We start from the raw sequence: 24,046 nt of genomic DNA, 5'->3' as shown, positions 1-24,046 counted from the left end.
GCCAGGCAATCATTAAAAGAGACCTGAAAAAGGTCTCTTTTTTTCGTATATAAAACCTATCCTCACAACTCTTTTTCAAACTACTAATGCCTCTATCAAAGCATTCGTATGTGCTTCTAACTGATCAAAGGGAATACCGCCATAACCGATAATAAATTTAGGCTTTGTTTCCGTATCATCGTACCAATTAAAAGGGATAATGCGTAAATTCTGTGTCTCTGCCCGTGACATACATTCTTCTAAAGTTAGGCCATTATCAACTGTAAGGGTAAAGTGCATTCCTGTTAACGTGCCATCTACTATCAACTGGTCATCGTACTTCTGAATTTGTTCTAAAATAAAGGTAAGTTTATCTTGGTATACCTTTCTCATCTTGTTGAGATGGCGTTCAAAACTACCTCCTTGCATGAATTGTGCAACGATATGTTGAAGATGGACTGGGACTGTATTACGTCCTTTATGAAGAAGCGCATGATAACGCTCTAGCAAAATTTTAGGCAAGGTCATATAGGCAATACGGCAACTTGGAAACAGTGATTTAGAGAATGTACTAAGGTATATGACCTTATCTTTCGTATCTAAACTTTGAAGGGCAGAAATGGGTTTCCCAAAATAACGAAATTCAGAATCATAATCGTCTTCAATAATATAACGGTCGCTTTGTTGCTGAGCCCATTGAATGAGACGAGTGCGTTTTTTCAAATTCATCACATAGCCGGTTGGAAACTGATGTGAAGGAGTTACATAAACAATGTTATTTGGAACGTCATATAAGTTGTCCATGCGCATTCCAGTTGACGTCACTTCGTTCTGAATATAAGGAATCGATTTCTTATCCAACACTTGTTTAATAGGCGGATAACTAGGCTGCTCAATAATAAATTGAGAATCATCAAGTATATCAGTCAACAAATTGATAAGCTGTTCTGTCGAGGAACCAATGATGATTTGGTTCGGATGGCTTGTCACTCCTCTACTGTTAAAAATATAATGAGCGATTTGTTGACGTAAAATCCCTTCACCTTGAGGATGTCCGTGATGTAAAAGTGACAGATGTGATTCATCAAAGACATCACGTGCTGCTTTACGAAATTGTTGTAATGGAAAGTATTCGACATCTATTTCCGATAAATTGAACTCATATTGATATTGAGTAGAACGGTCGTTCATCGCGCCACTATCAAACTCATCTTCATTCATATTAAAAGGAAAGTCATCACTCGGAATCGCAGGTAACGACTCAATATCTGACACATAGAAGCCAGAACGGGGTTTCGAATAAATATAGCCTTCATCAAGTAGGAATTGATATGCATGCTCAATGGTAGTGTTACTGACGGATAAATGGTGCTGCAATGCGCGTTTAGAAGGAAACTTATCGCCGGATTGATATTGTCCTTCAATGATTTGTTGCTTTAAATCTTCGTAAAGTTTGATGTACAAGGGTGACGCTGACATTCAATCTGACCTCCTAATTTTATCTGAAACTGTGTCTTTTACACTATCAGTTTATCTTTTACAATAAACATAATCAAGAAATAATCTGGCTAAGGTGCCGAGATGCACTGAAGCCCAGTCAGCTAAGCGTTTAAGCGAAAGAATTGCATAAACGTGCGCTTACTGACAACTATCATAAAGTAAAGGGGTATTTGATATTATGTCTAAAGTAACAGGCTCAGAACGTGTAAAACGTGGAATGGCGGAAATGCAAAAGGGCGGCGTTATCATGGACGTCGTAAACGCAGAACAAGCTAAGATCGCTGAAGAAGCAGGTGCAGTAGCAGTCATGGCACTTGAACGTGTACCATCTGATATTCGTGCAGCTGGTGGCGTAGCACGTATGGCAAATCCTAAAATTATCGAAGAGGTAATGAATGCTGTATCTATTCCGGTAATGGCGAAATCACGTATCGGTCACATCACAGAAGCGCGCGTCTTAGAATCAATGGGCGTGGACTATATCGATGAATCTGAAGTGTTAACACCTGCAGATGAAGAGTTCCACCTATTAAAAGATCAATTCACAGTACCATTTGTATGTGGTTGCCGTAACTTAGGCGAAGCAGCACGTCGTATTGGTGAAGGCGCTGCGATGTTACGTACGAAAGGTGAACCAGGTACAGGTAACATCGTTGAAGCAGTACGTCACATGCGTCAAGTGAACTCTGAAGTAAGTCGTTTAACAGTGATGAATGACGACGAAATCATGACTGAAGCGAAGAACCTTGGTGCGCCATATGAAGTGTTGAAATCAATCAAAGACAACGGTCGTTTACCTGTAGTTAACTTTGCGGCAGGCGGTGTAGCTACACCTCAAGACGCTGCGTTAATGATGGAATTAGGTGCAGATGGTGTATTCGTAGGTTCAGGTATCTTTAAATCTGAAGATCCAGAGAAATTTGCTAAAGCGATTGTCCAAGCGACTACGCATTATCAAGATTACGAATTAATCGGTAAATTAGCTCAAGAGTTAGGTACTGCCATGAAAGGTATGGACATTAACCAATTGTCTCTTGAAGAACGTATGCAAGAGCGTGGTTGGTAAGATGAAGATTGGCGTACTCGCATTACAAGGGGCTGTTCGTGAGCATCTTCGTCACATCGAACTCAGTGGTCACGAAGGGCTTGCTATCAAGAGAGTAGAACAGCTGGATGAGATTGATGGGCTCATCTTGCCTGGTGGCGAATCGACTACGTTACGTCGCCTCATGACGCTTTACGGCTTCGATCAAGCTCTAGCTGAATCAGACATGCCGATCTTCGGAACTTGCGCAGGTCTCATCGTGTTAGCGAAAGATATCGTAGGTGAAGAGGGCTATTTAAGTAAGCTAGATGTGTCTGTGGAGCGTAATTCATTTGGTCGCCAAGTGGATAGCTTTGAATCAGAACTGACGATTAAAGGTGTGGCAGATGACGTAGAAGGCGTGTTTATTCGTGCACCACACATTGCCGATGTTTACGGCGATGCAGAAGTGCTTTGCGAGGTAGAAGGTAAAATTGTTGCCGTACAACAAGACCAATACCTCGGCGTTTCATTCCATCCAGAGCTTACTGATGATTACCGCGTAACAGCATATTTCATCGAGGAAATTGTAGCGAAACATCAACAAACAACAGCCTAATTAAATAATGAATGGAGTCGACACCTTGTGTGTCGGCTTTTTTTGTTTGGTTTGCTTCTTTTAAGGTGGAATAGCAAATGGAGGATCTCTGACATGACGCATGGCACACTACCCCCCTCCTTCCACCCGCATTTTATCCACCTCTAGCTAACTAAAAAAAGCAGAGAACCCTGAGAGATTCTCTGCTTCGACATTCAGATATTAAATAAAGAAGCCAGCAATTGTCGCTGAAATAAAGGAAACGAGTGTGGCACCGAAGAGAAGTTTCAATCCGAAACGAGCAACCATGTCACCTTTCTCACTATTTAATGATTTAATCGCTCCTGAAATGATACCGATTGAGCTAAAGTTCGCAAAGGATACTAAGAAGACGGAGACGATACCGCGTGCGTGCTCTGAAATACCTTTCACTTTACCTAAGTGCTCCATCGCTACGAACTCGTTGGATAGAAGTTTCGTTGCCATTACTGAGCCCGCATGAACTGCATCGTGCCAAGGTACCCCTGTAAGGAAAGCAAATGGGGCGAAGACGAAACCGATGAGTGTTTGGAAGTCCCAAGAAATATGACCACCTGAAAGGAAAGTAAAGACGGCACTAACGATTCCGTTAAGTAGCGCGATGATTGCGATATAACCGATCAACATTGCTCCAACGATGACTGCAACTTTAAATCCATCGAGAATATATTCCCCTAATACCTCGAAGAATGACTGTTTCTTTACTTCACTTTCTTCAATAATCAGTTTGTCATCTTTTTCATCAATACGGTAAGGATTAATGATTGACGCAATGATAAATCCGCCGAATAGGTTAAGTACCACAGCTGTTACGACGTAGCGTGGCTCGATCAGTGAGAAATACGCACCAATGATCGAAGCTGAGACGGTAGACATTGCAGAAGCGGTCAATGTGTAGAGGCGTTGCTTATTGATGTACGCCAGTTCGCGTTTTAAAGAAATAAAGACCTCAGATTGACCGAGAATCGCTGCAGCTACTGCGTTATATGATTCTAAACGGCCCATACCGCTGATAAATGAAATCGCTAAACCTAAGTATTTAATCACGATAGGTAGAATGCGTGTGTACTGCAAAATACCAATAAGCGCAGAAATGAAGACAATCGGTAACAATACGTTAAAGAAGAATGGTGGATTGTCTGGATTCACGTATTTGAAACCACCGAAGACGAAGTTGACACCTTCAGCTGCTTGCTTCAACAGGTAGTTAAAGCCATCCGAAATACCACCGATAACTGCGATACCGACTTTTGTTTTTAACAAGATAAAAGCAAAGATGAGTTGCAAGAGTATGAGCAACCCTACATAACGCCACCGAATATTACGGCGGTCTGAGCTAAATATGTAAGCGAGTGCTAAGAAGACTAAGATCCCTATAATGCCGATAATGATATGCATCGTAATTATTCATCCCTTTTAAAATTTTTCATACTCTATCATACAATAAAACGCTCCGATTCAACATCCATATTCAAGAAAAATTTAAATCATATTGGTTGAAAAAGGTCAAAGTTGGTCATATAATATAGTCAAAGAAGGTCAAAAAGAGGTGATAATCATGCACAATATGTCCGACATCATAGAACAATACATTAAGCGCTTATTTGAAGACACCAATGAAGACGTTGTTGAAATTCAACGTGCAACGATAGCACAGCGTTTTGATTGTGTACCTTCGCAACTCAACTATGTAATCAAGACAAGATTTACTAACGAACATGGTTATGAAATAGAAAGTAAACGTGGTGGTGGCGGTTACATCCGCATCACTAAAGTAGAAACGAAAGATGCCACAGGTTATATCAACCACTTACTCACGTTGATAGGTCCATCTATTTCACAACAACAAGCGTATTACATTATAGATGGCTTGTTGGAAAAAGGTCATATTACTGAACGAGAATCTAAGATGATACACGCCATAGTAGATAGAGAAACACTGCAAATGGACGTGATGTCTCGCGATATCGTTCGTGCGAATATACTCAAACGGCTATTGCCTGTCATCAATTACTACTAAAGTGAGGTGTTAAACAGTGCTCTGTGAGAATTGCCATTTAAACGAGGCTGAAGTCAAAGTCGCAGTAAAAGGGCATAATGGTACAGAAGAAAGATGGGTTTGCGTTACTTGCGCACAAGGTGGTAATCCATGGACGGAATCACAACAAGTACATCAAGATGACATCGAAGGTGCTTTTGTAGTTAAACAAATTCTACAACATTTAGCAGCAAAGCACGGTATAAACTTTGAAGAGCTGACGCAGAAAGAAGAAAAACACTGTCCGGGTTGTCACATGACTTTAAATGACATTGCGCATGTAGGCAAACTTGGGTGTCCTGAGTGCTATGCGACGTTTAAAGAGGACATCATCGATATCGTACGCCGAGTTCAAGGCGGTCAATTTGAGCATATCGGTAAGACACCTCATTCCTCATATAAAAAGCTTGCACTGAAAAAACAAATTGAAGAGAAGACGTCCTATCTCAACCAACTCGTTGAGGAACAAGCTTTTGAACAAGCAGCAGTAGTCAGAGATGAAATTAAAGCATTGAAAGAAGGTCGGGAGGTGGATGAGCATGAGTGACGCAGAACACCGTCCATATTCCAATGACTGGATGGATAACGATGACTTAAGTCCTGTGGTCATGTCCTCAAGAATTCGCCTAGCTCGAAATTTAGAGAATTACGTCCATCCCCTGATGTTTCCATCTGAACATGAAGGACATCGAGTGATTAACGAAGTACAAGACGCTTTGCCTGATTTAGAGCTCAAGCGTTTAGATACGATGGATCAACAGAGTAAACATCAGCTTGTAGCAAAGCATTTAATCAGTCCTGACTTGATTAAGCGACCTGCTTCAGGTGTGATGTTGAATGAAGACGAATCGTTAAGTATTATGTTGAACGAAGAAGACCACATTCGCATCCAAGCCATGGGCGCTGATTTAAAATTGAATGAACTGTTTGAACAAGCGTCCAAAGTGGATGATCAACTTGATGAAGCTCTAGATATTAGTTACGATGAACAACTTGGTTATTTAACAACGTGTCCAACCAATATAGGCACAGGCATGCGAGCAAGTGTGATGCTACACTTACCGGGCTTGTCTATAATGAAACGTATGAATCGTATTGCTCAAACGATTAACCGCTTTGGTTTTACGATTCGCGGTATCTACGGTGAAGGCTCTCAAGTCTTCGGACACATTTACCAAGTTTCAAATCAGCTCACATTAGGTAGAACAGAAGAGGACATCATCGAAAGTCTTACAGAAGTGGTTCAACAAATTATTAACGAAGAATTACAAATACGAGAACGCCTCGATCGACACAATCACGTTGAGACGAAAGACCGTGTGTATCGCTCGTTAGGTATTCTCCAATATAGTAGATTGATTTCGATGGAGGAAGCCTCCTATCGATTGAGTGAAGTGAAATTAGGTATTGATTTGGGCTACATTGATATGCCAGAGTTCAATTTCAATACGTTAATGACAGAAATACAATCGCCTTTCTTAATTGATGAGAACGATGAGAAATCAATTAATGAAATGCGTGCAGATAGATTGAGAAAATATTTACAATAGGAGGTCAAGCTATGCTATTTGGTAGATTGACAGAACGTGCGCAGCGTGTACTCGCACATGCTCAAGAAGAAGCGATTCGCTTAAACCATTCTAATATCGGAACTGAGCACTTGCTATTAGGACTCATGAGAGAGCCTGAAGGTATTGCAGCTAAAGTGCTCGAGTCATTCGGTATTACTGAAGATAAAGTGATTGAAGAAGTGGAGAAGTTAATTGGACATGGCCAAGAACAAATGGGTGCCTTGCATTACACACCTAGAGCGAAGAAGGTCATCGAATTATCCATGGACGAAGCACGTAAATTACACCACAACTTCGTCGGTACAGAACACATTCTCCTCGGTTTAATCCGTGAGAACGAAGGTGTAGCCGCACGTGTCTTTGCTAACTTAGACCTTAATATTACGAAAGCGCGTGCCCAAGTGGTTAAAGCGCTTGGCAGTCCTGACACAGGTAATAAGAATACACAAGCAAATAAATCAAATAACACACCTACGCTCGACAGCTTAGCGCGTGACTTAACTGTCATTGCGAAAGATGGCACACTCGACCCAGTTATCGGTCGTAACCAAGAAATTACACGTGTTATTGAAGTGTTGAGTCGCCGTACTAAGAATAATCCAGTGCTCATCGGTGAACCTGGTGTAGGTAAGACTGCGATTGCAGAAGGTTTAGCTCAAGCTATCGTCAATAGCGAAGTGCCTGAAACGTTGAAGAATAAACGCGTCATGTCACTCGACATGGGTACAGTCGTAGCGGGTACGAAATATCGCGGTGAATTCGAAGAGCGCTTGAAGAAAGTCATGGAAGAGATTCACCATGCAGGTAACGTCATTCTCTTCATCGACGAGTTACACACGCTCGTAGGTGCAGGTGGCGCTGAAGGTGCTATCGATGCGTCTAACATTTTAAAACCAGCCCTCGCACGTGGTGAACTACAATGTATCGGTGCGACAACGTTAGACGAATATCGTAAAAATATTGAAAAAGACGCAGCACTTGAACGTCGTTTCCAACCAATCCAAGTCGATGAACCAACTGTAGACGATACGGTAGAAATCTTAAAAGGCTTACGCGACCGCTATGAAGCACATCACCGCATCAACATTTCTGACGAAGCGTTAGAAGCGGCAGTGAAACTCAGCAATCGCTACGTTTCAGATCGTTTCTTACCAGACAAAGCCATCGACTTAATCGACGAAGCAAGCTCTAAAGTAAGACTTAAAAGTCATACCACACCACCAGATTTAAAAGAAATCGAACAAAAAATTGAACAAGTAAAAAATGAAAAAGATGCTGCTGTTCACGCACAAGAATTCGAAAATGCAGCGAACCTTCGTGACAAACAAACAAAATTAGAAAAACAATACGAAGAAGCTAATAACAAATGGAAAAATGCCCAAAATGGCGATAACACAGCACTTTCTGAAGAAGACATTGCTGAAGTGATCGCTGGTTGGACAGGCATTCCATTAACTAAGATTAATGAAACTGAATCTGAACGCTTACTCAACCTTGAAGATACGTTACACAAGCGTGTCATCGGTCAGAAAGAAGCAGTGGACTCTATCAGTAAAGCTGTGCGCCGTGCACGTGCTGGCTTGAAAGATCCTAAACGCCCAATCGGCAGCTTTATCTTCTTAGGTCCTACAGGTGTAGGTAAGACGGAGCTCGCTCGCGCATTAGCTGAATCTATGTTTGGTGAAGAAGATGCGATGATTCGCGTTGACATGAGTGAGTTTATGGAGAAACATGCTGTGAGTCGTTTAGTCGGAGCGCCTCCAGGCTATGTAGGTCACGATGACGGTGGTCAGTTAACTGAGAAAGTAAGACGTAAACCTTACTCAGTTATTCTCTTTGACGAGGTTGAAAAAGCACACCCAGATGTCTTCAATATCTTATTACAAGTTCTTGATGACGGTCACTTAACAGATACGAAAGGCCGTACAGTCGACTTCCGTAACACAGTGATTATCATGACATCTAACGTTGGTGCACAAGAACTTCAAGATCAACGCTTTGCAGGATTCGGCGGAGCTTCTGAAAATAATGATTACGAAACAATCCGCAAGACGATGATGAAAGAGCTTAAAAATGCTTTCCGCCCAGAATTCTTAAACCGTGTCGATGACATTATCGTCTTCCACAAACTTTCTCAAGACGAATTGAAAGAAATTGTAACGATGATGGTTAACAAACTTACGGATCGTCTCGCTGAACAAGACATTGTTATTAAAGTAACAGATGCAGCAAAAGCGAAGATTGCTGAAGAAGGATATGATCCTGAGTACGGTGCTAGACCGTTAATCCGTGCAATTCAGAAGACGGTTGAAGATAACTTAAGTGAACTTATCCTTGCAGGTAATCAACTCGAAGGTAAAGATGTCATCATCGACCACGATGGTAATGAGTTCCAATATAATATTGAAGAACGTCAAGAAGATGAACAAGATAACACAGCAGAAGATGATGATAAAGAAACAACAGAATCATAGAAATGAGATTTTTCCTGCGAAGTAAAGGAGTACCATGACATAACTAGAATTATGAGATAAACATCCTGTTTAAATCAGTGACGGCAATTTCTACGAGCCAAGTAGAAGTTGCCGTTTTTCAATAGCGGAAAAGTATTTCTCAGAATATCGCTTTGCAGTAGCTGCCTGCAGACTCAGTGACTTATGGGCTGTTGATCATCATCATGCTAGGCATCTATGTGAGGGATAAGACTACGAAATCCTCACCTCAATGAACTTTACTCATGCTATCGCGCTCTATTTGTCTTTGTGGGGTGATGGGGTTAGAATAGATTTGTTACTATTTGATGGAGGTGTGACCGTGGCGAAGAAGAAAGTAGTCTTTGAATGTATGGCATGTGGTTACCAATCAGCTAAATGGATGGGTAAATGCCCAAGTTGCGGTGCTTGGAACCAAATGGAAGAGGTCGTTGAACGCAAAGAGTCAAGTCCGAAACATGGTGTGCGACGTCGTGAATCTCATTCCAAGGTGCAGAAATTAAACGAAGTGCATCATGAAACGACGCCTAGAATTAAAAGTAAATCAGAAGAGTTCAATCGTGTACTCGGTGGCGGAATCGTAACGGGATCACTCGTGCTTATTGGCGGGGATCCAGGTATAGGTAAATCGACGCTCTTACTTCAAATTTGTGCTGCGTTATCGCAGTCTTACAGCGTACTTTATATCACAGGTGAGGAATCACTCAACCAAACGAAGATTCGTGCAGATCGTCTCGATGAAGATTCCAGCAACTTGAACGTCTTTGCTGAAACAGATTTAGAAATTATTCACGATACCGTAGTTAAATTGAAACCTGATTTACTCGTCGTTGACTCTATTCAAACTGTCTTCCATCCAGACATCAGTTCAGCGCCAGGTTCCGTTTCTCAAGTTCGCGAAAGTACGCAGAGCTTAATGAATATCGCGAAACAGAATAACATTGCTACATTCATCGTCGGTCACGTGACGAAAGAAGGTCAAATTGCAGGACCACGTTTACTTGAGCACATGGTGGATACAGTACTTTACTTTGAAGGTGACGAACACCATGCTTACCGTATCTTACGTGCAGTGAAGAACCGTTTCGGCTCAACGAACGAAATGGGAATCTTTGAGATGAAACAAAGTGGTCTGAAAGGGGTCAAGAACCCTTCAGAAATGTTTCTCGAAGAACGCTCAACCAACGTGCCAGGTTCAACTATTGTCTCCACTATGGAAGGTACGAGACCGTTGTTAATCGAAGTACAAGCACTCGTGACACCAACGACTTTTAACAACCCAAGACGTATGGCTACGGGCATCGATCATAATCGTTTGAGCTTGCTCATGGCTGTGCTTGAGAAGAAAGAGAACTATCTCCTGCAACAACAAGATGCTTATATTAAAGTGGCAGGCGGAGTTAGACTGACAGAGCCAGCCGTCGATTTAGGCGTGATTATTTCCACAGCTTCAAGTTTTAAAGACCAGGCTGTAGATGGATTAGACTGTTTCGTTGGAGAGGTTGGTTTAACCGGAGAAGTTAGACGTGTATCACGTATCGAGCAACGTGTGCAGGAAGCGGCTAAACTTGGTTTCAAACGTATTATTATACCAGAATCTAATATTGGAGGATGGACCTTCCCTGAATCGATTCAAGTTATCGGTGTGAAGAACGTGCACGAAGCCTTGAGCTTTGCTTTAGGCAGAGGTTAAACGTGTATATCCAAGTATCATAATAGAGTTGTGATGCACCCATGAGTTGTTATATATTTAAAGAGATTCAGTTACTGAAATGATTGAGGTAGACATGGTTACCTATGAGTTTAGAAGGGAGAAGTTACGTTGAATGCTATCCGATTTGTCGTCATCTTATGCTATATCGTGCTAGGCGCAAGTGTCGGCGTCTATTTGTTGCCGACCATTATCGTTGATTTAGGCCTAGGTGACACCAGCATACTACTTAACAAGTATATCGATGGTTTGCTCGGCATTCTATTATTCTTTGTCATCTTTGGCTGGTTTATCCGAGCAGTATCACGTGCGTTGAAGCGTTGTGAACATATGATTATGCGTCATAACGCGATTGAGATTATCTTTGCAGCTGTAGGTTTAATCATCGGCTTGCTCATCTCGGTAATGGTCTCTTTCATCTTTGAAATTATAGGTAACTCCCTGCTCAATCACTTCGTTCCCGTCATCATTACCATCTTGCTCAGCTATTTAGGCTTTCAGTTTGGTTTACGTAAAAGGGATGAAATGCTCGTCTTTCTTCCAGAAAGTATGGCACGTTCCGTATCCATGAATGCACGACACGCGGTGCCAAAGATTATCGATACGAGTGCGATTATTGATGGCCGTATCTTAGATATTATTAAATGTGGTTTTATCGACGGCGAAATTCTCGTTCCTCAAGGTGTAGTGAACGAGTTACAAATCATTGCAGATGCGAATGACAGTGTGAAACGAGAGAAAGGCAAGCGGGGTCTGGATATACTTAATGCGTTATATGATACGGATTATCCAACTCAAATCATCCATCCGACCCGTTCGCATAGTGAAATCGATACGATGCTCATTAAATTAGCGAAGCATTATCATGCACAGGTGATCACGACTGATTTTAACCTTAACAAAGTGTGCCATGTCCACGATGTGCAGGTCTTAAACGTTAATGACTTATCTGAGGCCATCAAGCCGACTGTGCATCAAGGCGACCGTTTCAACCTTCTATTGACTAAAATGGGGAAAGAAGCGGGCCAAGCAGTAGGTTATCTTGAAGATGGCACAATGGTGGTCGTGGATCATGCGAAGAAATATGTGGGCTCGCATGTGGATTTAGAAGTCATCAGTCTACTGCAGACATCATCTGGCCGAATTATCTTTGCGAAAATGATTAACTAAATAATAGTGTTGAAGAGGTTTCGTGTGGACGTTGTTTCACATGAAACCTTAACTATTTGCGTATATCAAGAGTTGGTGGACGCGTGAAATTACATGTGCGGGAGTGAGGAACAACAAGTTATAGGCGTTGACGCGTTGCGTTAGAGGTTTGAAAAGAAATATCTGAGCCTAGGGGTTATCATTACAGTATATTAAGTGCTACAATAATTATCGAATGTCTACTTTGTCCACAAATTAGACGTATGCTTTCTCAAATCAATAATCAACGACAATGTATTATGGAAATAGAAATTGTGAATCTTAGTTAGAAAGCATTTGGGACGTTAAATTAGATTAGTATATGATGTTTAAAACATCGCTATTGAAAAATGAGTATCGTTTAATGTTGTCCCAGCTTAATTACATGGTTTAAAAATCTTTTACAGGAGTGAATGGAATGAGTAATCGCGTAAGAGTAAGATACGCACCAAGTCCAACAGGTTACTTGCATATCGGTAATGCGAGAACTGCATTATTCAACTATTTGTTTGCCCGCCACTATGATGGTGATTTCGTGATTCGTATTGAAGATACGGACAGCAAACGTAATTTAGAAGATGGTGAATCATCTCAATTCGACAATTTAAAATGGTTAGGTATCGATTGGGACGAATCTGTAGATAAAGACAAAGGCCATGGTCCTTATCGTCAATCTGAACGTGCCGAAATCTACAATCCACTCATCCAACAATTGTTAGATGAAGATAAAGCATATAAATGTTACATGACTGAAGAAGAGTTAGAAGAAGAGCGTCAAGCGCAAATCGCACGTGGCGAAATGCCTCGTTACGGTGGTCAGCATGCACATTTAACTGAAGAGCAAAGACAACAGTTTGAAGCGGAAGGACGTCAACCTTCTATCCGTTTCCGTGTGCCAAAAGACCGTACTTTCAAATTTACAGATATGGTTAAAGGCGACATCGAATTTGATTCTAATAATATCGGTGACTGGGTTATCGTGAAGAAAGATGGCGTACCAACGTACAACTTTGCGGTAGCTATTGATGATCACTACATGGAAATTTCAGATGTCATTCGCGGTGACGACCACATTTCTAACACACCTAAACAATTGATGATTTATGATACTTTCGGTTGGGAACCACCACGCTTCGGTCACATGTCACTTATCGTTAACGAAGAACGTAAGAAGTTAAGTAAACGTGACGGCCAAATCTTGCAATTTATCGAGCAATATCGTGATTTAGGTTACTTACCTGAAGCATTATTCAACTTCATCACATTATTAGGTTGGTCTCCTGAAGGTGAAGAAGAAATTTTCTCTAAAGATGAGTTTATTAAAATCTTTGATGAAAAACGCTTATCTAAATCACCTGCATTCTTCGATAAACAGAAATTAGCATGGGTGAACAACCAATATATGAAACAGAAAGACACTGAAACAGTCTTTGAATTGGCATTGCCTCACCTTATCAAAGCGAACTTACTACCAGAACAACCATCAGAAGAAGATCTTGATTGGGGTCGCAAACTCGTAGCGCTTTACCAAAAAGAAATGAGTTACGCAGGCGAAATTGTGCCACTTTCTGAAATGTTCTTCCGTGACGAGCAAGAGTTGGGTGAAGAAGAACAAGAAGTAGTCAATGGTGAACAAGTTCCTGAATTGATGAGTCATTTATATGGTAAATTAGAAGAACTTGAACCGTTTGAAGCGACTGACATTAAGAAATCAATCAAAGCTGTTCAGAAAGAAACAGGCATCAAAGGGAAACAACTCTTTATGCCAATTCGTGTTGCGGTAACTGGCCAAATGCATGGACCAGAATTACCAAATACGATGGAAGTACTAGGTAAAGACAAAGTATTGAAACGCTTAAAAGCTTATTTATAAGTTATAATGCTTTAAGAGTGAGGTAGCTCGCATAGGTGGCTAAAAAAGCTTCAAGAAGACCGATTATTCTTCTTGAAATTAAGTGCTAAATTACCTATGATTGTACTAAAGCTAGCAAATGTTTATAGAGATAAGAGTATGTAAGTATGCTCATCGAATTTGCTAGATGATTTAAACAAGATATCAGCATCATTGAGCGTTTAACGTGCAGAGGCTAAGTACGCAAGTTAAGCAGTATGATACGAGTGTCCAGAGAGTATGCGGTTGCTGTGAGCATATCACTCGAACTTGACGGAATGCACCTCTGTGAATGAAACTAAATACCATTGAAGAGAGAAATTGTGAGTGAGCCTGGAACATTAATAGAACTTGGCATTTGAGATAGTCGAAAGTCACGCTCGAAATATCTTTTAGTTATATCCAGACTCGTCATAGCTCACATTTAAAAAGAGTGGAACCGTGCATAGCACCTCTAACATATTTGTTAGGGGTGCTTTTCTTACAAGGGGAGGAATTTAACGTGTTTAAAGTTATAAAGAGAATGAGAGACGACGTGAAAATGGTTTTCGAACAAGACCCGGCTGCACGAACAACTTTTGAAGTAGTGATGTCTTATCCGGGACTTCATGCAGTGTGGAGTCATCTGGTTGCGCATTGGTTTTACAAAAAAGAGAAGTATGTCACAGCGCGCTTAATTTCACAGATTTCACGCTTCTTTACAGGAATTGAAATCCATCCAGGCGCTCAAATAGGTCGACGCTTGTTTATCGACCATGGTATGGGTGTGATCATTGGTGAAACTTGCCGTATCGGTGACAACGTGACTATTTATCAAGGTGTTACGCTCGGTGGTACTGGTAAAGAGAAGGGGAAACGTCACCCTGACATCGGTGACAACGTACTTATTGCTGCAGGGGCTAAAGTATTAGGTAATATTAAAGTCGATTCCAATGTGAATATTGGTGCGAATTCTGTCGTACTTCGCCCTGTACCAAGTTACTCTACAGTAGTAGGTATTCCGGGTCATGTAGTTAAACAAGATGGCCGTCGTATCGGTAAGACATTTGATCATCGCAACTTGCCTGACCCTATCTACGAACAACTTAAGCAGTTAGAAAAGCAACTCGAGAAAACTAAAAATGGAGAGATACAAGATGATTACATTATATAATACGCTGACACGCCAGAAAGAGACATTCAAACCGATTGAACCAGGGAAAGTGAAGATGTACGTATGTGGTCCGACCGTTTACAACTACATTCATATCGGCAATGCACGTCCGGCAATTAACTATGACGTGGTGCGCCGTTATTTTGAATATCGTGGCTACGAAGTGGAGTACGTTTCAAACTTTACAGACGTAGACGATAAATTGATTAAACGTTCACACGAACTCAACGAACCTGTTCCGGTAATTGCAGATCGTTTCATCGATGCGTTTTACGAAGATATCGGTGCTTTAAATGTTAAAAAAGCAACTTCTAACCCACGTGTCATGAATCACATGGACGATATCATTAAATTTATCCAACAACTCGTCGATGAAGGCTATGCTTACGAAAGCGATGGAGATGTGTACTTTAGAACACGTCAATTTAAAGATTATGGTAAGTTAAGCCATCAATCTATCGATGACTTGAAGGTCGGTGCGCGTATCGAGTCAGGCGAAGCGAAAGAAGACGCCTTAGACTTCACTTTATGGAAAGAAGCGAAACCAGGTGAAATCAGTTGGGATAGTCCATTCGGCAAAGGTCGCCCAGGCTGGCATATTGAATGTTCTGTAATGGCGTATCATGAACTAGGCGCTACAATCGACATTCACGCAGGTGGAACAGATTTACAATTCCCTCACCATGAGAACGAAATCGCTCAATCTGAAGCGCATAACCATGCACCATTCGCTAATTATTGGATGCATAATGGTTTCATCAATATCAACAACGAGAAGATGAGTAAGTCTTTAGGCAACTTCGTACTCGTACATGACATCATCAAAGAGATTGATCCAGATGTGCTTCGTTTCTTCATGATTAGCGTGCATTACCGTAGTCCTATCAACTATGATTTAGAGCTTGTAGATGCGGCGCGTAAAGGTTTAGAGCGTATTCGCAACAGTTACCAAGCACTTGAAGAACGTGCAGAATTGACGACGAATGTGGAAGATCAAGAACATTACTTAACTGAAATCGATGCCATTTTAAACAATTTCGAAACAGTAATGGACGACGACTTTAACACTGCCAACGCGATCACAGCTTGGTATGACTTGGCGAAATTAGCGAATAAATATCTACTTGAACAAACGACGTCTACACGTGTGATTGCACGTCTCATGGAGGTTAACGAAATATTTAGTGATGTGTTAGGCGTACCGTTAAAAGGTAAAGAGTCAGAAGCATTGCTTGATGCAGATATCGAAGCGTTGATTGAAGAACGTGAAGAAGCACGTAAAGCTAAGAACTTTGCACGCGCAGACGAGATTCGCGATGAATTGAAAGCACAGAATATTATTCTTGAAGACACACCTCAAGGCGTACGCTACAAACGAGGTAAATAATGAAGACTAAGCTACTCAATCCACTGACACTTGCGTATCTCGGGGATGCTGTACTCGACCAGCATGTGCGAACGTATATCGTACTGAAATTACAAAGTAAGCCACATCGTTTACACCAAGTAGCGAAGCGCTATGTTTCAGCTAAGAGCCAAGCGCAAACGTTAGATTACTTAATGGAAGAGGACTATCTAACTGAAGAAGAGCAAGATATTATGCGTAGAGGCCGTAATGCTAAAAGTCATACGAAAGCTAAGAATACAGATATTCAAACCTACCGTAAGAGCTCCGGGTTGGAAGCAGTGCTCGGCTACCTCTATTTAGAGCAAGAAGAAACACGACTCTCATCATTACTTGACCACATTATAGACATCGTTAATGAAAGGAAGTGACGAGGTGGAAGAGATAGTCATTGTAGGTCGTCATGCCGTTAAAGAAGCAATCACTTCAGGCCATGCGATAAATAAAATATTGGTACAAGATAGTGCAAAGAAACAACAATTAAATGACATTTTAAAAAAAGCAAAATCTCATAAATTAGTAGTACAGCAAGTTCCTAAATCTAAATTAGACCAACTTGCAGATGCACCTCATCAAGGCGTCGCTGCCATTATGGCACCGTACGAGTATACAGCGCTTGATGATTTCTTAGCGCAACAAGCCTCGCAGGACGATTTGTCCACTGTGCTGATACTCGATGGCTTGGAAGATCCACATAACTTAGGATCCATATTGAGAACAGCGGATGCGAGTGGAGTCGATGGAATCATCATCCCGAAACGTCGCTCTGTCTCGTTGACTCAAACCGTAGCTAAAGCCTCTACAGGAGCCATTCAACACGTGCCCGTTATACGTGTGACAAACTTGGCCCAAACGATTGAAGTGTTGAAAGATCAAGGCTATTGGGTGGTTGGTACTGAAGCGGATAATGCTACAGATTATCGACAAATGGACGCCAACATGTCGCTTGCGATAGTGATTGGCAGTGAAGGACAAGGGATGAGCCGATTAGTGAAGGACAAGTGCGACTTCTATATCAAGATTCCGATGGTAGGCCATGTGAACAGCTTGAATGCGTCAGTAGCAGCAAGCTTAATGATGTACGAGGTCTATCGTAAACGTCACGATATCGGAGCAGACTCATGAAAGACCGCTACCTCATCATCGACGGCTACAACATGATCGGTTATTCGAAAGAGTTGAGTCGCTTAGCAAAGGAGAATCTTGAGGAAGCGCGTGAACAATTGTTGATTGCCATTGCGAATTACAATGCAGTCGTGGCGGATGAGATTGTCTGTGTGTTCGATGCTTACGAGCAAGCAGGTGTGGAGAATGAGCACATCTATCATGGCGTGAAGACCGTGTTTACTAAAGAGAAAGAAACGGCTGATAGCTTCATTGAACGTTATGTGTATGACTTGTACGATAAACATACGCGCCATATTACAGTAGTGACGAGTGATATGAGTGAGCAACATGCGATATTTGGCGCAGGTGCCTACCGTATATCCTCGAGAGAGATGTGGCGCAATCTGAAAGAGAACGAGATAGAGGTGTCTAAATCGCTCAAAGGCTATAGTGAAGAGAAGCCACGTACGCGAATTCACCTCTCGAATGAAATTCTTGAAGAATTTGAGAAAATCAGACGTGGACACCGTGGAAATGACTGATTTTGTGGGATTGATTTTTTAAAAGGGAATCGACTATCATAGCTTTACTTCAACGAAAGGACAGAGGCTATGACCCCAAGAAAGATTCCCCTTAAGACTTCCACAATTGATACACCATTAACATTGAAAGAACGACAACAATTTGAATTCTATTACCCACGTCTTCATGAAATCGTCCATGCGCAACTGCGATGTTATCGCATGCCTCAAGTGGACAAAGAGGATTTGTACCAAGAAACGATGCTCAAGTTATTGAGAGTGATTCCGCACTTTGAATTTAAAGATCGGCAGCCTCTCGATCACTATGTGAGGAAAGTCGTCAAGTCGGTAAAGAACGATTATCTACGCTACGCCCTTAAATGTGAAATTAGACAAGAGAGTTTAATTAACGATCGCCGCACGGAATATCAAGAAGTGACGACTCAAGATCCGGTTGTGACATTGATTACGGCCGAATCAGAGCGAGTAGTGCTTGCCCAACACATCGAAACTTTGAGTCGCATTGAACGCGCTGTGATTTATTTCATAATTCAAGGTTTTGAGATTAAAGAAATAGCGACGTTACTCAATAAAGATCCTAAAGCGATTTACAACGCGATTCATCGCGCTAAGGTCAAGTTGAGAGAGGCGCTTATAACCACGAGAGATAAAGTTTGAAAGTCTAGTTTTGCGGAAAGCTTGTGCTGCTTAGGGCAGATGTTTAAGGCTGGTAAAAGTAGTGATATTAAGCTTTTATAATAGGATTTAGGAAGTTTTACAAACCTTCTCTACAAGATGGATGAAGTTTGACAATTTCAATATTTCTTAGGTATAGTATACTGGTATTATAATGAGCAAGGTGAGATTATTGAATAAAGTTCCACTCAGTTGTGAAGTATGTGGTTCAAGAAACTACAATGTGCACAAGACAAGCGATCGACAGACGCGTTTGGAGTTAAAGAAATTCTGTCCTCGATGCAATGCACATACACTTCACAAAGAATCAAAGTGATGTTAAAGCGTGTTGTATACGAAAGATAAAGAGACGTTATAGAACATGAGTGATGGAGATTCTAAAGATGCGGAAGTAATCTCCGAGATGTGAGTCAATGTAACTACGCGATAATATAGTGGATATGGAGGTTTCGTTATGGCTAAAAAAGAGAATTTCTTCCAAGGCGTTAAGTCTGAAATGGAAAAAACGAGTTGGCCAACGAAAGAAGAATTGTTTAAATACACTGTCATCGTTGTTTCAACAGTAGTATTCTTCTTAGTGTTCTTCTTTGTATTAGATATTGGAATTAAACAAGTAATAGAGTTAATTAAATAGTTAGGAGTGACGACATGTCTGAAGAAGTTGGCGCAAAGCGTTGGTATGCAGTACATACTTATTCTGGTTATGAGAATAAAGTAAAGAAAAATTTAGAAAAACGTGTTGAATCGATGAATATGACAGAACAAATATTTAGAGTTGTCATACCTGAAGAAGAGGAAACACAAATCAAAGACGGTAAAGCGAAGACACAAACGAAGAAGACATTCCCGGGTTATGTGCTCGTTGAACTTATCATGACAGATCGTTCATGGTATGTTGTGAGAAACACGCCTGGTGTAACTGGCTTCGTCGGTTCTGCTGGTGCAGGTTCTAAGCCTAACCCGTTGTTACCAGAAGAAGCGCGTTTCATCTTGAAACAAATGGGCATGAACGAGAAGACTATCGATGTTGAAGTTGAAGTCGGCGAACAAGTTCGCATCACTTCAGGTCCATTTGCGAACCAATTAGGTGAAGTTGAAGAAGTTGAAGCGGACAAGTTTAAACTGACTGTGCTTGTAGACATGTTCGGAAGAGAGACGCCAGTTGAAGTCGAATTTGATCAAATTGAAAAGTTATAATATTTAAAGAGAACACATCAACACTAAATGACTATTGATTTTTATTTAGTGTTGATGTTATAATACTGTGGTCGCGCTTTTAGAGCGCTACATTTCGTCACGAAATGTATAGAGTGGGAGGGCAAAACTCAGTCCTATGACCACATCACGATATCAAGGAGGTGCACATCGTGGCTAAAAAAGTAGAAAAAGTAGTTAAATTACAAATTCCTGCAGGTAAAGCAAACCCAGCACCACCAGTTGGTCCAGCATTAGGTCAAGCAGGTGTGAACATCATGGGATTCTGTAAGGAATTCAACGCACGTACGCAAGAGGACGCAGGATTAATTATTCCGGTAGAAATTACAGTGTATGAAGACCGTTCATTCACATTCGTAACTAAGACACCACCTGCGCCAGTACTACTTAAAAAAGCAGCTGGAATTGAAAAAGGTTCAGGCGAACCTAACAAAAACAAAGTTGCTACAGTAACTAAAGATCAAGTACGCGAAATTGCTAACACTAAAATGCAAGACTTAAACGCAGCTAGTGAAGAAGCAGCTATGCGTATCGTTGAAGGTACTGCCCGTAGTATGGGTATCGTAGTAGAATAATTATTGAAATGAAATTGATATGAAGATAGAAGCAGATGGCAGCTATCAGAAGAACACTATCCTGAGTTCAAAGGTATAGCGACAGACACTAACTTACTACAATCATGTAGGTTAGCGTATAAGAATATAGCTTGTCGTCTGCTCTCAGATGTTTAGGAAGAAACACTGAACATCATCCGTTAGGCATGACCTATATGCGAAAGTTGTTCTTCGAGTGAACAACAAGGAGAAACACGTCATCCTAACTAGAATGTGACAATCAACGTATGATAGATTGATTGTTCATTCTCAAATGTGGGAGGAAATTCCGCTAAAACCACTAAAGGAGGAAAACGAAATGGCTAAAAAAAGTAAAAAGTATCAAGAAGTAGCTGAAAAAGTAGATCGCCAAAAGCACTACAGTGTTGAAGAAGCGATTGAATTAGCTAAAGAAACGAACATTGCTAACTTCGATGCGTCAGTAGAAGTAGCGTTCCGTTTAGGTATTGATACACGTAAGAACGACCAACAAATCCGTGGCGCTGTTGTGCTTCCAAACGGAACTGGTAAATCTCAACGTGTATTAGTATTCGCGAAAGGTGACAAAGCAACAGAAGCTGAAGAAGCAGGTGCAGATTTCGTAGGTGAATCTGAATACGTAAGCAAGATCCAACAAGGTTGGTTCGACTTTGACGTAGTTGTTGCTACACCTGACATGATGGGCGAAGTTGGTAAACTAGGTCGTGTATTAGGACCTAAAGGCTTAATGCCAAACCCTAAAACAGGCACAGTAACTATGGATGTTAAAAAAGCTGTAGAAGAAATCAAAGCAGGTAAAGTTGAATACCGTGCTGAAAAAGCTGGTATCGTACATGCTTCAATCGGTAAAGCATCATTCGATACTGATAAATTAGTAGAGAACTTTAGAACTTTACAAGATGTGTTAACTAAAGCGAAACCATCTTCTTCTAAAGGTACTTACTTCAAATCAGTAAACGTTACAACAACTATGGGTCCTGGTATCAAAGTTGATACTTCAAGCTTCAAACTATAATTATAAATTCTCACAACAGGCGAGTGCTTCCGTGCTTAGCCTGTTGTTTTTACGCTAAATACTTTTTATGAAAATAGTTATTGACAAACTATGTGCTAACCGTTATATTGGTTAGTGTGATTATTTTACCTAAGACAGTAGGAGTTAGAAATAACTTAAAATTTATCCTACCGAGGCTAAAATTGACTTGAACGTGATTAATGAAAGTTTCAAGCACTTTTTGCCGTGGGTAGAAAGTGCTTTTTTTATTGAGTTCACTACATAACTCAAGATAAAAAAGCACCAAAACTTTTAAAAATGGAGGTGTCTGAATGTCTGCAATTATTGAAGCTAAAAAACAACATGTAACTGAGATTGCTGAACAATTGGAAAACTCAGTTTCAACTGTCTTCATTAACTACCGTGGATTAACTGTTGCGGAAGTAACTGAATTACGTAAACAATTACGTGAAGCAGGTGTTGAGTACAAAGTTTACAAAAACACTATGTTACGCCGTGCAGCAGAACAAGCTGGTATCGATGGTTTAGACGAGTTCTTAGTAGGACCAACTGCTGTAGCTACATCAACTGAAGATGTTGTTGCACCAGCGAAAGTTATCGCAGGTTTCGCTAAAGAACACGACGCTATCGAAATTAAGACAGGTATCATGGATGGAAGCTTAATCTCAGCAGATGAAGTTAAAACTGTTGGTTCTTTACCATCTCACGACGGTCTTGTATCTATGCTTCTTTCAGTATTACAAGCACCAGTACGCAACTTCGCTTATGCAGTTAAAGCTGTGGGTGAATCTCGCGAAGAAGAAGGAGAAAGCGCTGAATAATAGCGTTTCAAGCATAAACGTTACAATTTAATCTAAGACGAAGAGACATATATCTTTTCGTGAAAAACTTTTAAAAATGGAGGAATAAAATAATGGCTAATCAAGAACAAATCATTGAAGCAATTAAAGAAATGTCAGTATTAGAATTAAACGATTTAGTTAAAGCAATTGAAGAAGAATTTGGTGTAACTGCAGCAGCTCCAGTAGCAGCTGGCGGTGCAGCAGGTGGCGGCGACGCTGCAGAAGAAAAAACAGAATTTGATGTTGAATTAACTTCTGCTGGTTCTTCTAAGATCAAAGTTGTTAAAGCTGTTAAAGAAGCAACTGGCTTAGGATTAAAAGACGCTAAAGAATTAGTAGACGGCGCTCCTAAAGTAATCAAAGAAGCTTTACCTAAAGAAGAAGCTGAAAAACTTAAAGAACAATTAGAAGAAGTAGGTGCTTCAGTAGAATTAAAATAATTCTGCTGCCCATACGTCTTCGAAATCTCCTAAGAGATTTTAAATACGACTTAACAGAATTCGCAGAGTGCAGGCAAGAAATGCTTGCAAGCTGAGTAGTTCTACTCAATCTGAAACAAGAATATTTCTAGTCTGACACTTTGAGAAATGAAAACCCCGTTATTGAGATAACGGGGTTTTGTATTATTAGTAAACACTTGAGAAAGTACTAAAAGAGGTGCAACCATGAGCCATTATTATGATGAACGTCCTGATGTGAAGAGCGACATTACCCATTTTACCTATACTTACAAACACTACAATCTGAAACTAGCGACGGATTCCGGTGTCTTCTCGAAAGGGAAGGTTGATTTCGGATCTGATTTGCTCGTTCGTACGTTTCTGAAAGATCATACACCTGGTCCGACGAAGCGTATTGTGGATGTGGGTTGTGGCTATGGACCTATCGGGTTGATGTTTGCGCTAGTCGCGCCACACGATTCAGTTACGCTCGTCGATGTTAATCAGCGTGCGCTTGAACTCACGAAGAAGAATGCACAGGCTAACCAACTTGACAACGTAACGGTGCATTATAGTGATGGGCTTGCTGATATTGCTGATGAGAGCCAAGACTATGTCGTTACGAATCCGCCTATCCGTGCAGGTAAGACGGTTGTACATGGCATTATCGAAGATGCGTTTCGTACGCTAGTGACTGATGGAGCGTTATTTGTCGTGATTCAGAAGAAACAAGGAATGGCATCCGCTAAGAAGAAGATGGAAGCTGTATTTGGAAACGTCGAAGTACTTGACAAAAGCAAGGGTTATTATATATTAAAGAGCTCAAAAGGTTGATTTAGACGCCTTATTCTGATATAGTTATAGAATGTTAAAATTTATGTTCAATAAGTGTGTACTTTTACGTATAAAATAACAAAGTAAATTGCTAATAGGTTCAACAGAAAATGGTGTCATCAGAAATGCTACCGTTTTCTTTTTGTCTAATCATGTTAGCAAAGATATTGAACGTGGACACACAATTTTTGAGG

The 24,046-nt window shown here is 40.8% G+C and carries 25 protein-coding genes and 1 other annotated feature; of the genes, 23 read left to right on the top strand and 2 right to left on the bottom strand.

Features of this window, described 5'->3' with window-relative positions:
• Positions 1 to 75: 75 nt before the first annotated feature.
• Positions 76 to 1,458 (bottom strand): MocR-like pyridoxine biosynthesis transcription factor PdxR, encoded by a 1,383-nt coding sequence (locus HMPREF2802_RS07740; RefSeq protein WP_070503410.1) that lies wholly within the window; start codon positions 1,456 to 1,458, stop codon positions 76 to 78.
• Between the two features lie 199 nt (positions 1,459 to 1,657).
• Between HMPREF2802_RS07740 and pdxS the strand changes: the two genes are divergently transcribed.
• Together pdxS and pdxT are read left to right on the top strand one after the other, a co-directional pair.
• Entirely contained in the window at positions 1,658 to 2,545 is an 888-nt protein-coding gene (gene pdxS, locus HMPREF2802_RS07735; protein WP_002471502.1) for a pyridoxal 5'-phosphate synthase lyase subunit PdxS, read from the top strand.
• A gap of 1 nt (position 2,546) precedes the next feature.
• Positions 2,547 to 3,122: a pyridoxal 5'-phosphate synthase glutaminase subunit PdxT gene (gene pdxT / locus HMPREF2802_RS07730; RefSeq protein ID WP_002471516.1), complete on the top strand. Its 576-nt coding sequence runs from the start codon at positions 2,547 to 2,549 to the stop codon at positions 3,120 to 3,122.
• Positions 3,123 to 3,323: 201 nt separating this feature from the next.
• Here pdxT and HMPREF2802_RS07725 read toward each other — a convergent pair whose 3' ends face one another.
• Complete coding sequence (locus HMPREF2802_RS07725) at positions 3,324 to 4,538, bottom strand: NupC/NupG family nucleoside CNT transporter (protein WP_070503408.1); 1,215 nt, start codon at positions 4,536 to 4,538, stop codon at positions 3,324 to 3,326.
• Positions 4,539 to 4,698: 160 nt separating this feature from the next.
• Here HMPREF2802_RS07725 and HMPREF2802_RS07720 point away from each other — a divergent pair, with 160 nt between their 5' ends.
• The 21 genes from HMPREF2802_RS07720 (at position 4,699) to HMPREF2802_RS07625 (ending at position 23,852) form a co-directional block, all read left to right on the top strand.
• On the top strand, positions 4,699 to 5,160 hold the full coding sequence (locus tag HMPREF2802_RS07720; RefSeq protein WP_002471510.1) for a CtsR family transcriptional regulator: 462 nt from the start codon (positions 4,699 to 4,701) through the stop codon (positions 5,158 to 5,160).
• 16 nt (positions 5,161 to 5,176) lie between these two features.
• Complete coding sequence (locus tag HMPREF2802_RS07715) at positions 5,177 to 5,725, top strand: UvrB/UvrC motif-containing protein (RefSeq protein WP_070503406.1); 549 nt, start codon at positions 5,177 to 5,179, stop codon at positions 5,723 to 5,725.
• Complete coding sequence (locus HMPREF2802_RS07710) at positions 5,718 to 6,728, top strand: protein arginine kinase (protein ID WP_002471489.1); 1,011 nt, start codon at positions 5,718 to 5,720, stop codon at positions 6,726 to 6,728. Before HMPREF2802_RS07715 ends, HMPREF2802_RS07710 begins: the two co-directional genes overlap by 8 nt.
• An 11-nt stretch (positions 6,729 to 6,739) precedes the next feature.
• Entirely contained in the window at positions 6,740 to 9,223 is a 2,484-nt protein-coding gene (locus tag HMPREF2802_RS07705) for an ATP-dependent Clp protease ATP-binding subunit (protein WP_070503404.1), read from the top strand.
• A 340-nt stretch (positions 9,224 to 9,563) separates the two neighbouring features.
• A complete protein-coding gene (gene radA / locus HMPREF2802_RS07700; RefSeq protein WP_049408658.1) occupies positions 9,564 to 10,934 on the top strand; it encodes a DNA repair protein RadA in 1,371 nt (456 codons plus the stop codon).
• Positions 10,935 to 11,063: 129 nt separating this feature from the next.
• On the top strand, positions 11,064 to 12,122 hold the full coding sequence (locus HMPREF2802_RS07695) for a PIN/TRAM domain-containing protein (protein ID WP_049409019.1): 1,059 nt from the start codon (positions 11,064 to 11,066) through the stop codon (positions 12,120 to 12,122).
• A 436-nt stretch (positions 12,123 to 12,558) separates the two neighbouring features.
• Positions 12,559 to 14,013: a glutamate--tRNA ligase gene (gene gltX, locus HMPREF2802_RS07690; protein WP_070503402.1), complete on the top strand. Its 1,455-nt coding sequence runs from the start codon at positions 12,559 to 12,561 to the stop codon at positions 14,011 to 14,013.
• A 541-nt stretch (positions 14,014 to 14,554) separates the two neighbouring features.
• Positions 14,555 to 15,184: a serine O-acetyltransferase gene (cysE, locus tag HMPREF2802_RS07685; protein WP_049408674.1), complete on the top strand. Its 630-nt coding sequence runs from the start codon at positions 14,555 to 14,557 to the stop codon at positions 15,182 to 15,184.
• Entirely contained in the window at positions 15,168 to 16,571 is a 1,404-nt protein-coding gene (cysS, locus tag HMPREF2802_RS07680) for a cysteine--tRNA ligase (protein WP_070503400.1), read from the top strand. Before cysE ends, cysS begins: the two co-directional genes overlap by 17 nt.
• Complete coding sequence (locus HMPREF2802_RS07675; protein ID WP_002471515.1) at positions 16,571 to 16,960, top strand: Mini-ribonuclease 3; 390 nt, start codon at positions 16,571 to 16,573, stop codon at positions 16,958 to 16,960. Before cysS ends, HMPREF2802_RS07675 begins: the two co-directional genes overlap by 1 nt.
• Before the next feature lie 4 nt (positions 16,961 to 16,964).
• A complete protein-coding gene (gene rlmB, locus HMPREF2802_RS07670; protein ID WP_049408648.1) occupies positions 16,965 to 17,714 on the top strand; it encodes a 23S rRNA (guanosine(2251)-2'-O)-methyltransferase RlmB in 750 nt (249 codons plus the stop codon).
• A complete protein-coding gene (locus HMPREF2802_RS07665) occupies positions 17,711 to 18,238 on the top strand; it encodes an NYN domain-containing protein (RefSeq protein WP_002471491.1) in 528 nt (175 codons plus the stop codon). The genes rlmB and HMPREF2802_RS07665 overlap by 4 nt, the downstream gene beginning before the upstream one ends.
• Before the next feature lie 69 nt (positions 18,239 to 18,307).
• Positions 18,308 to 18,895 carry an RNA polymerase sigma factor gene (locus tag HMPREF2802_RS07660; protein WP_070503398.1) on the top strand — a complete coding sequence of 196 codons (588 nt, stop codon included), beginning with the start codon at positions 18,308 to 18,310 and terminating at the stop codon, positions 18,893 to 18,895.
• Between the two features lie 190 nt (positions 18,896 to 19,085).
• Positions 19,086 to 19,229 (top strand): 50S ribosomal protein L33, encoded by a 144-nt coding sequence (gene rpmG, locus HMPREF2802_RS11860; protein ID WP_002471506.1) that lies wholly within the window; start codon positions 19,086 to 19,088, stop codon positions 19,227 to 19,229.
• A gap of 138 nt (positions 19,230 to 19,367) precedes the next feature.
• Positions 19,368 to 19,547 (top strand): preprotein translocase subunit SecE, encoded by a 180-nt coding sequence (gene secE / locus HMPREF2802_RS07655; protein WP_002471485.1) that lies wholly within the window; start codon positions 19,368 to 19,370, stop codon positions 19,545 to 19,547.
• A gap of 14 nt (positions 19,548 to 19,561) precedes the next feature.
• On the top strand, positions 19,562 to 20,110 hold the full coding sequence (gene nusG / locus HMPREF2802_RS07650; RefSeq protein ID WP_049408642.1) for a transcription termination/antitermination protein NusG: 549 nt from the start codon (positions 19,562 to 19,564) through the stop codon (positions 20,108 to 20,110).
• A 170-nt stretch (positions 20,111 to 20,280) separates the two neighbouring features.
• The gene (rplK, locus tag HMPREF2802_RS07645; RefSeq protein WP_002471514.1) at positions 20,281 to 20,703 is read left to right on the top strand and encodes a 50S ribosomal protein L11; all 423 of its coding nucleotides are present in this window, start codon (positions 20,281 to 20,283) and stop codon (positions 20,701 to 20,703) included.
• A gap of 337 nt (positions 20,704 to 21,040) precedes the next feature.
• Positions 21,041 to 21,736 carry a 50S ribosomal protein L1 gene (rplA, locus tag HMPREF2802_RS07640; protein WP_002471498.1) on the top strand — a complete coding sequence of 232 codons (696 nt, stop codon included), beginning with the start codon at positions 21,041 to 21,043 and terminating at the stop codon, positions 21,734 to 21,736.
• Between the two features lie 110 nt (positions 21,737 to 21,846).
• Positions 21,847 to 21,991 (top strand) — a sequence feature (ribosomal protein L10 leader region).
• Positions 21,992 to 22,047: 56 nt separating this feature from the next.
• On the top strand, positions 22,048 to 22,557 hold the full coding sequence (gene rplJ, locus HMPREF2802_RS07635) for a 50S ribosomal protein L10 (RefSeq protein WP_002471508.1): 510 nt from the start codon (positions 22,048 to 22,050) through the stop codon (positions 22,555 to 22,557).
• 92 nt (positions 22,558 to 22,649) lie between these two features.
• Positions 22,650 to 23,018: a 50S ribosomal protein L7/L12 gene (gene rplL / locus HMPREF2802_RS07630; protein WP_002471479.1), complete on the top strand. Its 369-nt coding sequence runs from the start codon at positions 22,650 to 22,652 to the stop codon at positions 23,016 to 23,018.
• A gap of 225 nt (positions 23,019 to 23,243) precedes the next feature.
• Positions 23,244 to 23,852, top strand: a complete 609-nt coding sequence (locus tag HMPREF2802_RS07625) for a class I SAM-dependent methyltransferase (RefSeq protein WP_070503396.1) — start codon at positions 23,244 to 23,246, stop codon at positions 23,850 to 23,852.
• Positions 23,853 to 24,046 lie beyond the last annotated feature (194 nt).

The organism is Staphylococcus sp. HMSC071G07 (assembly GCF_001811435.1).
GTDB classification, from domain to species: Bacteria; Bacillota; Bacilli; order Staphylococcales; family Staphylococcaceae; genus Staphylococcus; species Staphylococcus pettenkoferi.
This window is presented reverse-complemented; position numbering and strand designations above follow the sequence as displayed.